Below are 11,955 nucleotides of genomic sequence, written 5' to 3' on the forward strand. Positions count from 1 at the left end.
CCGAACACGCAATTACGAATGACGAGGACGCACCATGGCAGGCCATTCCAAATGGGCCAATATCCAGCACCGCAAGGGACGTCAGGACGCCGCGCGGTCCAAACTGTTTTCCAAACTGTCGAAAGAGATCACCGTGGCTGCCAAGATGGGCGACCCCGATCCCGACAAGAACCCGCGCCTGCGTCTGGCGGTGAAAGAGGCCAAGTCGAACTCGGTTCCCAAGGACGTGATCGACCGCGCGATCAAGAAATCGGTTGCGGGTGAAGGCGACGAATACGAAGAAATCCGGTACGAGGGCTACGGCCCCAACGGTGTGGCCGTGATCGTTGAGACCATGACCGACAACCGCAACCGGACGGCTTCGACCGTTCGTTCCACGTTCTCGAAGAACGGCGGTAATCTGGGCGAGACCGGCTCGGTCGGGTTCATGTTCGATCGCAAAGGTGAGGTCATTTACCCGGCAGATGCGGGTGATGCGGACACGATTTTCGAAGCCGCGATTGAAGCAGGTGCCGAAGATGTCGAAAGTTCGGAAGACGGGCATATCATCTGGTGCGCGGATACCGATCTTAACGATGTCTCAAACGCTCTGGAAGGGGCGCTGGGCGAGTCGGAATCGACCAAGCTGATCTGGAAGCCCACCACCACAACCGAGTTGGGCCTAGAGGATATGCAAAAGCTGATGAAACTGGTTGATGCGCTTGAAGACGACGACGACGTTCAGCGCGTTACAACCAACTTCGAAGCCACTGACGAGGTCATGGCGCAGCTGTAACGTTAGCGCGTGTTGTTTTCAGAGCCCGGTCATATTGGCCGGGCTTTTTTGATGCCACAGAGGTGCTTGGCCGTAACTCTGTAGCAGAATAGGCTAAACTGAGTTAGTCAGCACAGGTGCTGGTTTGGTCGTGATTGATGGCAGAATGTATGACACAAGACGCAAGTGAGTTGGCAAAGCGCAACGTCCCGGTTTTGATTGGGCAGAGCATATTGTCTCAGGTCGCGTGGACCTTGGGCAGCCCATCCGTTGTCTTGCCCTTTCTGGCTGTGTCTTTCGAGTTGCCGATGTTTGTTGCGGGTGCACTGGTTTCGGTCCGTATGGTCGGCTCGATGATCGCAGATTTCTTTCTGGCTCAACCCATTGCGGCCCAACCCAGAAAGAAGCGCGCCATCGCAATGACCGAGTTTGTGATCGGAATTTGCCTGCTGATCGCGATGGCCGTTGCCGCGTCAGGTGTCGTGCCCCTGATCGCTGTAGCGTTTGTTATGGTCTTTTTTGTGATTGGTCTGGTCGATGAAATGCAGAACCTTATGTATACCGACCTGCTTGGGGATCATGTCCAATCCAAATCACGTATTTCAATGCGGTATTTGCAGTTTGGGGCCGGAGGTCTGGCGGCGATAGGTTTGGCCCTGCTGATCCATGAGATCACAAAGGACAACCCTCCGTTTTCACGACACTCTGCTGTGATTGCAGTATCATTCACGTTCTTCGTTCTGTCAGGGATCTGCATCATGGCGGTGGCCGAGATCGGTAAAACTACAGGCGCATCGACCGACGGGAAACCTGCAGTCAAATTGTCATTCAAAGCAAATGTAAAAGCCATTGTTGAGATGTTCGATCACGCATGGTTCAGGCGCTACATGACAATGCGCATGCCTTTGGTTGTTGTATCCTTATCGGTTCCATTCTTCGCCCTAATCGCGGCCGAGGCGCATCATGCCTCGGCCAAGGGGTTGACCGCGATGATCATCTCGTCAGCTTCGGGGTACCTGGTGGCGGCGCCGCTTTGGCAAGTTGTCAATATGAAGTCGCATCGCGCCGTGATGGTTACGGGCACTCTGATGGTCGCGGCGACTGGAGTGGTGTTGTTGACGTTTCACTATCTCAAGCTGGATCATGATGTGCATCTGCATGCCGTTGCCCTGTTCATCGTAACGGTTGCCTCCACAGGTATCAGCAGCGCGCGCAAACTGTATTTTCTGGATGTCGCGCCAAAGGATCAACGCGTTCAGGCTTCGGCTGCGGTCAAGAGCATTGCCCGAATTGCAGCGGTTGTCTTGTCCGCTGGACTGGCCGCGATTGCACATATGCATGAGGTCGCCTTGGCCGTTGCATTTATCGTGGGGTGCAGTTTGATCTCGGCCTTAACATGCTACAGGATCGCTTTGCCGAAGGCTCAGGCGAAGGTCAATGAAACCAGCGGAAAAGCGTCAGAAGAAGGATGAGATTTCGTCTAAAGGCTTCTTCAGCTTGGCCACCGATGGAACCGTTGCAGTCTCTGAAGGGTGTCCAACCGCGATGATCATCGTGGGTTTTTCCGAGGCTGGCCGTTTCAGGGCCCCGTTAAGAAACTTCATCGGATTGGGGGTGTGGGTCAGCGTCGACAAACCGGCGTGATGCAGCGCCGCCAGCAGGAACCCGGTGGCGATATTCACGCTTTCGGGGACATAGTAGTTCTTGTAGCGCGTGCCGTCCTCAAACTCGCCCCAGCGCTGGGCGAACACAACGATCAGCCAGGGGGCGATGGTCAGGTGCTCTTTCACCGCGTTGGTGCCAATTGGTTCCAGTGCCTTGATCCATTCATCGCCTGCGCCACCGGCATAGAACCGGCGTTCCTCTTCCTCGGCTTCTTCGCGGATCTGCTGTTTCAGTGCGGCATCTGAGATGGCCGCAAAGTGCCAGGGCTGATGATTGGCGCCCGAGGGGGCCGTTCCAGCCGTGCGCAGGCATGTTTCGATCACCGCTTTCTCGACCGGGCGGGCCGAGAAATCGCGCACCGTATGGCGCTGCCGCATCTTGTCGTGAAAGGCCAGTGCGGCCTGCTGCATCTGATCGTCGCTGATCTCGCACCGGTCGGGCAGGGGGATCGGATCATAGCTGAGGGCGTCGCGTGAAAACATAAAGTTACTCCGAAGGTTTGCCTCTTATCCGTTTGCGAGCGCCCGGGATCAAGGCTTTGGCTGCAGCCGCTTTGACCGCCTTGGTTAGCGGGGCCAGAGCTGGGGACAGGACGCGACCGACTTGCCAGGTCAACGCAACATCCAGGTGTGCGTCTGGAATGAGGGGCTGCAACTTCCCTTCGGTTATGGGCTTGCGCACTAACGGTTCGGGGTTCATCCCCCAGCCGACGCCTGCAATCGCGGCATCAACGAAGCCGTGAGAGGATGGCAAAAAATGGGTTGGTGGCGTAATGCGACCACCCGCCTGAGCCTCAAACCATGCCTTTTGCAGGCCATCTTTGCGGTTGAAAACAAGGCAGGGGGCGGCGCTGAGGGTGGATGTGTTTACACCTTTCGAAAACCAACGCTGCATGAAATCCGGGCTGGCCGTTGGCAAATATCTTAGCGCTCCAAGCTCGGTGGCATCACAACCCGTCACCGGCTGGCCGTCCACGGTGATCGCTGCGCTGACTTCGCCCCGGCGTAGCCATTTGGCCGAATGGTCCTGATCATCGATGACCAAATCGAACAGCAGACCAGGCGTATTGGCCATGACGTCAATAAACAGGGTCGCCAGTATATCCGCCGGAATGGCCACGCGCACGCGGGCGGTTTCAGTGGTTTGATCAAGCGATAGCTCACGCGAGAGCTGCGCTTCGAGCAAACCGATATCTTCTGCATATTGCGCGATCCGCAAACCGGCTGGCGTTCCGGTACAGGGGCTTCCGCGATTGATCAGGGTCGCGCCGACGCGATCCTCCAGTGCTTTGATCCTCTGAGAGATTGCGGAAGGGGTAACAGCCAAAGCACTCGCGGCAGCATCAAAGCTGCCATGGCGCAAAATCGCGGACAGCGCTGACAGGTGATGAGGGTCGAGTAACATTAGTCAAACTTAACTCAGTTTACTATCATTAATTTGATAGATCACGTGGATGACGTTAGTCAACGCCTCGAGCAGTAGGAGGCATCATGTTCACAACCTTCATCGCCGGTTTTGCGCTTAGTTTCAGCCTGATCCTTGCGATCGGGGCCCAAAACGCCTTTATCCTACGACAAGGGTTGCGCCGCGAACATGTCTTTGTGCTGTGTCTGACCTGTGGGCTGTCTGACGCGATCCTGATTGCCGCCGGGGTTGCGGGATTTGGAACATTGGCGCAGGCCTTGCCGTGGTTTGAAACTGTGATGCGGTATGGTGGTGCCGCTTTCCTGATCTGGTACGCTGTTCGCAGCTTCTTATCAGCTTGGAAGGGTGGTGCGGCTCTCAAGGCCGGGAATGGCCAGGCAACCAGCCTGCGAACGGCCATGCTGACCGTTATGGCGTTCACTTGGTTGAACCCGCATGTTTATTTGGACACGGTTGTCCTGATCGGCTCAATCTCGGCGCAGTATGATGATCGGTTGAGCTTTGCAATTGGTGCGATGCTGGCGAGTTTCGTATTCTTCTTTACCCTTGGCTACGGGGCCAGGATCTTGTCGCCGTTCTTTGCGCGACCAAGGGCCTGGCAGGTGCTGGACGTGATCATTGGCATCGTCATGCTGGGTATTGCTTTGAAACTTGTTATCATGTGAAGGGTTGCCCGTGCCGACGTTTCGGTGTTCAACCTAGCGCATGAGTTCCCAAGCTGTTTCCTCGCGCCCGATCGCAGGCATGTTCTGGATGTTTGCCGCCGGGTTGAGCTTTGTTGTCATGACGGCTTTGGTCAAGTCTTTGGGCTCGACGATGGACCCGATACAGGCAGCGTTTCTGCGTTATGTTCTGGGTCTTGTATTCCTGCTACCTGCGTTGCGACTAATTCTAACGACCCATCTCAGCAAACGTGATCTTGCATTGTTTGGGCTGCGTGGCGTGATCCATGGCGGAGCGGTCATGCTTTGGTTCTGCGCGATGACGCAGATCCCGTTGGCCGAGGTGACGGCGATGAACTACATGACCCCGGTTTATGTCACGTTAGGTGCGGCGCTGTTTCTGGGTGAGAAGCTGGCCTTTCGCCGGATCGCAGCCATTCTGGTTGCCCTTATCGGGGTTCTGATCATCTTGCGACCGGGATTCCGAGAGGTCTCGCCCGGCCATGTTGCCATGCTTGGCACCGCGCTGACCCTCGGTGGGTCTTATCTGCTCGCCAAGTTGCTGGTGCGCGATATCCCACCTTCAGTTGTTGTGGCACATCTATCGATCTGGGTCACAATTGTATTGATCCCGTTCGCCATCGCAGTCTGGAACCCACCCAGCCTGCGCGATATCGGTGTCCTTTTTCTGGTGGCCAGCTTCGCCACGGCAGGGCACTATTTCATGACGCTGGCTTTGCAGGCCGCACCAGTAGCGGTTACGCAGCCGGTCACATTCCTGCAACTGATATGGGCTACCGTGTTGGGTGCTTTGGTTTTCAACGAGCCCATTGATATCTGGGTGGTTGCTGGCGGCACATTGATCTTGGCGGCGGTCAGCTTCATTTCCTGGCGTGAGGCCGTGCTGAACCGACGGGAACTGACACCACCCACCATCGCAACAAAGTTGTGATTTTATATCACGGAATGTTTGTTGATTGACGAGTCAACGTCTGCGCCCTAGCGTTTGCAGGCTGCGCCAGAGCGGGGTGGGGGTCTTTCCCGTGCGATGAGATCATCGGCTATCGTGCGAGGTCCTGAAACCCAGTTCTTTGGCCGTCACTTTCTGATTGGGGCCCGACAATGACCAAGCCGAATATTCTGATCCTGATGGTGGATCAGCTGAATGGAACGCTCTTTCCCGATGGCCCAGCTGATTGGCTGCATGCGCCCAATCTGAAGAAACTGGCAGCGCGCTCGACCCGCTTCGCCAATGCCTATACCGCCTCGCCCCTATGCGCGCCGGGCCGGGCAAGTTTCATGTCTGGGCAATTGCCCTCGCGCACTGGGGTTTACGACAACGCGGCCGAGTTCCGCAGCGACATCCCGACCTATGCGCATCATCTGCGCCGTGCGGGGTACTACACCTGTCTGTCCGGCAAAATGCATTTTGTCGGGCCGGATCAATTGCACGGGTTCGAAGACCGGCTGACAACCGATATTTACCCCGCCGATTTCGGCTGGACCCCGGACTATCGCAAGCCCGGAGAGCGGATTGACTGGTGGTATCACAATATGGGTTCGGTCACCGGCGCCGGGGTCGCCGAGATTTCCAACCAGATGGAATATGATGACGAAGTCGCATACCATGCGAAAGCCAAAATCTACGATTTGGCCCGGGGGCAGGATGACCGCCCGTGGTGCCTGACCGTCAGCTTTACGCATCCTCACGACCCTTACGTTGCGCGCCGCAAGTACTGGGACCTGTATGAGGATTGCGAGCATCTGCTGCCTGATGTCGCGGACTTTGGCTATGACAATCAGGATCCGCATTCCAAGCGGATTTTCGATGCCAATGACTGGCGCAGCTTTGATATCTCCGAAGACGACATTCGCAAATCCCGCCGAGCCTATTTCGCGAATATCTCGTATCTGGACGAAAAGATTGGTGAGATCCTGGAAGTGCTTGAAACCACCCGACAGGAGGCGATCATCCTGTTTGTCTCGGATCACGGCGACATGTTGGGCGAGCGGGGATTGTGGTTCAAAATGACCTTCTTTGAAGGCTCGGCCCGCGTTCCGCTAATGATCTCGGCCCCTGATCTGCCACCGGGTCGGATCGACACGCCGGTTTCAACCATCGATGTAACGCCCACGTTGGGCGCGTTGTCCGGCGTCGATATGGCTGAGATTGCCCCATGGACGGATGGTGAAGACCTATGCCCATTGGCAAAAGGGGCTGAACGGACGGTGCCCGTGGCGATGGAATATGCGGCTGAAGCGTCCTATGCACCGCTCGTTTCCCTGCGATATGGAAAATGGAAGTACAACCGCTGTGCCCTTGATCCGGATCAGCTGTTTGACCTTGAAAAGGACCCGCATGAACTGACCAATCTGGCCGACAATCCAGACCATGCGGGCACGCTGGAAAGCCTGCGTGCGAAGTCGCAAGCGCGATGGGATCTGGATCAGTTCGACGCGGATGTGCGAGCCAGTCAGGCGCGTCGCTGGGTGGTCTATGAGGCGTTGCGGCAGGGCGGTTACTACCCTTGGGATTATCAGCCACTGCAAAAAGCGTCGGAACGCTATATGCGAAATCACATGGATCTGAATGATGTCGAAGAAAAACAACGTTTCCCACGCGGCGAATAGTCGTACGCTTGGGTTTGGTGGGATGGATCCCTTCGGTTTGATCCGCGTCAAAGTATCGGCTGTTGTGGGTTGCTAGATAGATCCCACACAATCATGTTTTAGGAGCGAACAGCATGTCTCACACCCCGCACGAACTGGCCGAAGAGTTTCCGGACAAGGTCGAACTGATGAGCCAACTCAAGCAATCGGACGCACATTTTGCGCGTCTGGCCGATGAGTATCACGAGATCAACAGGCAGGTGCACCGGGCCGAGACAAATATCGAACCCGTGGAAGAACTGGCCGAAGGTGAGATGCGCAAGAAACGCGCGGCGCTGAAAGACGAAATTTGGGCAATGTTGACTAAAGCCTGAGGGCTTGGGCGGGGGCTCTGCCCCCGTCGCGGCGGGCTGCGGTTCCCCTAAGGTATATTCAGCCAGGTGAAGATCAGGTCACCTTGTAGGGCAGGGTGCCGCGCGTATGGGTGTCGATGCTTAAGCGACGCTCCAAAGGCGGGACTGAACGCTGATGGCAGGTTTGCCGTTCGCAAATCCGGCAGGAAATGCCGATAGGCTCGTAGGCACTGGCGTTGTTGATGTCGAGATTGTCGGCGTAGACAAGGGCCTGAGCGTGGCGCACCTCGCATCCCAGGGCGATGGCATAGCGGCGGACGGGCGCGCCGTAGGAACCGCCTGATTTCGAGATATCGCGCGCCAGCGAGATGTATTTGACCCCGTCCGGTGTTTCCGCAAGCTGCAGCAGAAAGTGCCCGGGCGTTTCGAACGCGCGATGCACATTCCATAGCGGGCAGGCGCCGCCAAAGCGGGCGAATTGCAACCGCGTTGCGGAATGGCGTTTGGTGATGGTTCCGGCCTGATCAACGCGGACAAAGAAGAACGGGATGCCCTTGGCCCCAGGCCGTTGCAGCGTTGAGAGGCGGTGCGCGATCTGTTCGATTGATGCGCCGAAACGGGTACTGAGCAATTCCAGATCATGGCGGGTTTCCTGTGCAGCAGCCAAAAAACTGGCATAGGGCATCAGCGACGCACCGGCAAAGTAGTTGGCCAATCCTATCTTGGCGATGGATCGTGCCTCGTCGCTTTGGAACTTGGCAAAGTCCAGCGTGGCTTCGAGCAGTTTATCCTGACTGATCAGAGCGACCTGCAGCAGCAACTGGAAGACCTGTGTTTGTGGCGCGGCGCGGGATGACAGGCGCAAGGTCTTGCTTTCAGAATCATAGGCGCGCAAGGTTTCGATGTCTGAGAACACGACCTGAATTCCGCGTTCGGCCAGGCTGTTCAGTGCGGCCTCTCGGATCCCCCCCGGTGTCTCGGCCCGATTGGCGAACAGTTCAGCGGCACGGTCGACAGCATCGATGTAGTTGTCGCAATAGTGAAAGAAGTCTCGCACCTCTTCCCATGGGCTGGCTTGCGTGCGTGAATCTTCGCGCCCCAATGCCTCGTCCAGTGAGGCGAGCCGTTCATGGGTTTGCCGATAGGTGCGATGAAGTTCGATAAAGGCGCGCGCCAGAGCTGGGGCGTTCGAAGCAGTCAATCGAAGATCGGCCAAAGGTGGAATGGCATCGGCAAAAACCGGATCGGCGAGCGCTTCGCGCATATCAGAGACCAGACGTTCGCTATCACCTGTGCTGAGCTCGGTGACATCCATTCCGAACTCTTGCGCCAATGCCAGCACGACTGTGGTCGAGATCGGACGGTTGTTGTTCTCCATCTGATTGAGATACGGGAGTGACACGCCAAGCTTTGCAGCAAATTCTTTCTGCGTGAGGGACAAACGGGTGCGCATCTCGCGCAGCTTAGCGCCTGCGTAGAGTTTTTGGGTGGGCATGGCGTGCCTTTGCAAGTTTACCTGTATGGGAGGCTAACTTTGCAAACTCTCGAAGGCAAGCGGGCTTACAGTCCCAATTGTCGTTCGCGCCGGATCACCGAATAGATGGAGCAGATGGCCAGAACCGCCGTCGTCAGCATCAACCATAATAGCGGCATGGCGCCTGTCTCGACTGTTAATAAAGCTCCGGCAAGCGCGCTGAGCCCTGCGCCGCCACCCAGCATGATAGCCCCGCTTAGGCCCGCTGCGGTTGCTGCCAGATGCGGGCGAACTGAGAGTGCGCCGGACGTCGCGTTGGGTATGGTCATCCCGTTGCCGAGGCCTACAAACGTCATGAAACTAAAAAAGCTAAGCGCGCTGCCGGCGCCGATCAGGAACAGCACGGCTGAAATTGCCACACCAGCGGCGTTTAGGATGCTGCCCCAAAGAACCATTCGGTTAACGCCAAAGCGCACAGAGTAGCGCCCGCTTAGGAAGTTTCCGAGAAAGTACCCAACCGCAGGCGCGCCAAAATAGAACCCAACTTCGGCCGCGCTAAGTCCGAACAGTTCGGTTCCAATGAATGGTGCGCCACCTAGATAGGCAAAGAACGCGCCAGACGAGAACGCAGACGAAAGTGAATAGCCCCAAAAGCGTGGGGATTTCAGAAGCTCGGGATATTCCCTGAATTGTTGGATCAGGGTTTTGCCGCTTTTGGCAGAGGTTTCGCCAAAGTCCCAGTAGGTTAAGGCCAGGATCAGTGCGCCCAACGCGAATGGTAGCCAGAAATTGGCTTTCCAGCCAAAGCTTTCTTCAAGGATACCACCGATCGCGGGGCCAATCATCGGAACCACTGCCATGCCCATGGTGACATAGCCAATCATGGATGCCGCTTGATCCTGATCATACATGTCCCGCACCGCCGCGCGGCTGAGAACCATCCCGACAACGATCACCGCCTGGCACATTCGAAAGAACAGAAAAACCTCGGCAGTGGGGGCGTAGATGCATCCGAGCGTCGCCAGCAAAAACAACGAAAGTCCCCACAGCAGCACCGGCCTGCGCCCGGCTTTGTCCGCGATGGGGCCGATCAGGATTTGCAGCACCGCATTGACCAGCAGATACAGCGCAATCGACAATTGCATGACCTTGTAATCAGTCGCAAAATACAGCGCCATGTTTGGTAGGCTGGGCAAGAACAAATTCATGCTCAGCGCCGCTAGGCCTGACAGTAATACAAGTGTGCCGATTGTGGGTGGCGTGCGGCGAACCGCAGTCGATCTGAACTGCATTGTTCACATGTATAGTGGCGGTTTTTGGGAATGCCAGATCAGTATCGGACGAACCGGATATATTAGCAATTTTACAATTTATCAGGATGTGGTTTTCAAATATTTGCAAATTTGCTGGAAAGAACTTTAGCCAAGGCTGCTCAGCGGGTAGTGTTCGCCAAATTTAACAGGGGATATGCGCCATGAAAGACATCCTTTCCGAGCTTGAAAACCGTCGTGACGCGGCGCGTTTGGGCGGTGGGCAAAAGCGAATTGATGCCCAACACGGTCGCGGCAAGTTGACTGCGCGCGAGCGGATCGAACTGTTGCTGGACGAAGGCAGTTTCGAAGAGTTTGACATGTTTGTCAGCCACCGCTGCACCGATTTCGGCATGGAAAAACAGCAGCCTGCAGGGGATGGTGTGGTAACCGGATGGGGCACGATCAATGGACGGATGGTCTATGTGTTCAGCCAGGATTTCACGGTCTTTGGCGGCTCGCTTTCGGAAACGCATGCTCAAAAGATCTGCAAGGTCATGGATATGGCGGTTCAGAACGGAGCGCCCATCATTGGCATCAACGACTCGGGTGGTGCGCGTATTCAGGAAGGTGTGGCGTCACTTGCGGGCTATGCCGAGGTGTTTCAGCGCAACATCACGGCCTCGGGCGTGGTGCCGCAGATCAGTGTGATCATGGGTCCCTGTGCCGGCGGTGCGGTGTACAGCCCGGCGATGACGGACTTTATCTTCATGGTCAAGGACTCGTCCTATATGTTCGTGACCGGCCCCGACGTGGTCAAAACCGTTACAAACGAAGTGGTTACGGCTGAAGAGCTTGGTGGCGCATCAACCCACACCAAAAAGTCATCCGTCGCGGATGGCGCGTTTGAAAACGATGTTGAAGCACTGGCCGAGGTGCGCCGCCTTGTCGATTTCCTGCCGCTGAATAACCGCGAAAAGCCCCCTGTCCGTCCGTTCTTTGATGATCCGGATCGCGTGGAGAAATCCCTAGATACTCTGGTGCCAGACAATCCGAATACGCCTTATGATATGAAGGAACTGATAACGAAGATCGCGGATGAGGGCGACTTCTACGAAATTCAGGAAGATTTCGCCAAGAACATCATCACCGGTTTTATCCGGCTCGAAGGGCAGACTGTTGGCGTTGTTGCGAACCAGCCGATGGTTCTGGCAGGGTGTCTGGACATCGACAGCTCGCGTAAAGCGGCGCGGTTCGTTCGCTTCTGTGACTGTTTCGAGATCCCGATCCTAACCCTGGTTGACGTGCCGGGCTTCCTGCCGGGAACGCAGCAGGAATACAGCGGTGTGATCAAGCACGGTGCCAAACTGCTTTATGCCTATGGCGAAGCAACCGTGCCGAAGGTTACAGTTATTACCCGTAAGGCTTATGGCGGCGCCTATGTGGTTATGGCGTCTAAGCATCTGCGTGGCGATTTCAACTATGCCTGGCCCACGGCCGAGATCGCGGTGATGGGTGCGAAAGGCGCGACCGAGATCATCCACCGTGCCGATCTGAAAGATGCCGAGAAAACTGCGCAACACGTGGCCGATTATGAAGATCGCTTTGCGAATCCATTTGTGGCGGCTGAACGTGGCTTTGTGGATGAGGTGATCATGCCCCATTCGACCCGCCGCCGTGTTTCACGTGCTTTTGCCAGCTTGCGGGGCAAGCAGCTGAAGAACCCCTGGAAAAAACACGACAATATCCCGTTATAAGGTAC

Annotated in this window: 11 protein-coding genes; 7 read left to right on the top strand and 4 right to left on the bottom strand. The window is 56.3% G+C overall.

Annotated features, from left to right (window positions below; genetic code table 11):
• Positions 1-34: 34 nt before the first annotated feature.
• Both ACR0DH_RS04495 and ACR0DH_RS04500 read left to right on the top strand, forming a co-directional pair.
• Positions 35-775 (top strand): YebC/PmpR family DNA-binding transcriptional regulator, encoded by a 741-nt coding sequence (locus ACR0DH_RS04495; RefSeq protein WP_480540440.1) that lies wholly within the window; start codon positions 35-37, stop codon positions 773-775.
• A 149-nt stretch (positions 776-924) separates the two neighbouring features.
• Positions 925-2,226: an MFS transporter gene (locus ACR0DH_RS04500; RefSeq protein ID WP_480547449.1), complete on the top strand. Its 1,302-nt coding sequence runs from the start codon at positions 925-927 to the stop codon at positions 2,224-2,226.
• Here the strand turns inward: ACR0DH_RS04500 and ACR0DH_RS04505 are convergent.
• Both ACR0DH_RS04505 and ACR0DH_RS04510 read right to left on the bottom strand, forming a co-directional pair.
• Entirely contained in the window at positions 2,212-2,901 is a 690-nt protein-coding gene (locus tag ACR0DH_RS04505) for a nitroreductase family protein (RefSeq protein WP_480547451.1), read from the bottom strand. The genes ACR0DH_RS04500 and ACR0DH_RS04505 overlap by 15 nt on opposite strands.
• A gap of 4 nt (positions 2,902-2,905) precedes the next feature.
• Positions 2,906-3,823, bottom strand: a complete 918-nt coding sequence (locus ACR0DH_RS04510; RefSeq protein ID WP_480547452.1) for a LysR family transcriptional regulator ArgP — start codon at positions 3,821-3,823, stop codon at positions 2,906-2,908.
• A gap of 86 nt (positions 3,824-3,909) precedes the next feature.
• Here ACR0DH_RS04510 and ACR0DH_RS04515 point away from each other — a divergent pair, with 86 nt between their 5' ends.
• From ACR0DH_RS04515 to ACR0DH_RS04530, 4 genes are all read left to right on the top strand, one after another.
• Complete coding sequence (locus ACR0DH_RS04515; protein WP_353011449.1) at positions 3,910-4,509, top strand: LysE/ArgO family amino acid transporter; 600 nt, start codon at positions 3,910-3,912, stop codon at positions 4,507-4,509.
• 40 nt (positions 4,510-4,549) lie between these two features.
• Positions 4,550-5,458 carry a DMT family transporter gene (locus ACR0DH_RS04520; RefSeq protein WP_480547454.1) on the top strand — a complete coding sequence of 303 codons (909 nt, stop codon included), beginning with the start codon at positions 4,550-4,552 and terminating at the stop codon, positions 5,456-5,458.
• A 170-nt stretch (positions 5,459-5,628) separates the two neighbouring features.
• The gene (betC, locus tag ACR0DH_RS04525; RefSeq protein ID WP_480540450.1) at positions 5,629-7,137 is read left to right on the top strand and encodes a choline-sulfatase; all 1,509 of its coding nucleotides are present in this window, start codon (positions 5,629-5,631) and stop codon (positions 7,135-7,137) included.
• Positions 7,138-7,250: 113 nt separating this feature from the next.
• Positions 7,251-7,490: an HP1242/YdcH family protein gene (locus ACR0DH_RS04530; RefSeq protein ID WP_170531892.1), complete on the top strand. Its 240-nt coding sequence runs from the start codon at positions 7,251-7,253 to the stop codon at positions 7,488-7,490.
• Between the two features lie 73 nt (positions 7,491-7,563).
• Here the strand turns inward: ACR0DH_RS04530 and ACR0DH_RS04535 are convergent, their stop codons facing one another.
• Together ACR0DH_RS04535 and ACR0DH_RS04540 are read right to left on the bottom strand one after the other, a co-directional pair.
• On the bottom strand, positions 7,564-8,964 hold the full coding sequence (locus ACR0DH_RS04535; protein WP_480547456.1) for a helix-turn-helix domain-containing protein: 1,401 nt from the start codon (positions 8,962-8,964) through the stop codon (positions 7,564-7,566).
• 65 nt (positions 8,965-9,029) lie between these two features.
• Positions 9,030-10,235 carry a multidrug effflux MFS transporter gene (locus ACR0DH_RS04540; RefSeq protein ID WP_353011443.1) on the bottom strand — a complete coding sequence of 402 codons (1,206 nt, stop codon included), beginning with the start codon at positions 10,233-10,235 and terminating at the stop codon, positions 9,030-9,032.
• Between the two features lie 182 nt (positions 10,236-10,417).
• Here ACR0DH_RS04540 and ACR0DH_RS04545 point away from each other — a divergent pair, with 182 nt between their 5' ends.
• Entirely contained in the window at positions 10,418-11,950 is a 1,533-nt protein-coding gene (locus ACR0DH_RS04545; protein WP_170531898.1) for an acyl-CoA carboxylase subunit beta, read from the top strand.
• The last annotated feature ends 5 nt before the right edge of the window (positions 11,951-11,955 follow it).

The organism is Ruegeria sp. I1 (assembly GCF_056532675.1).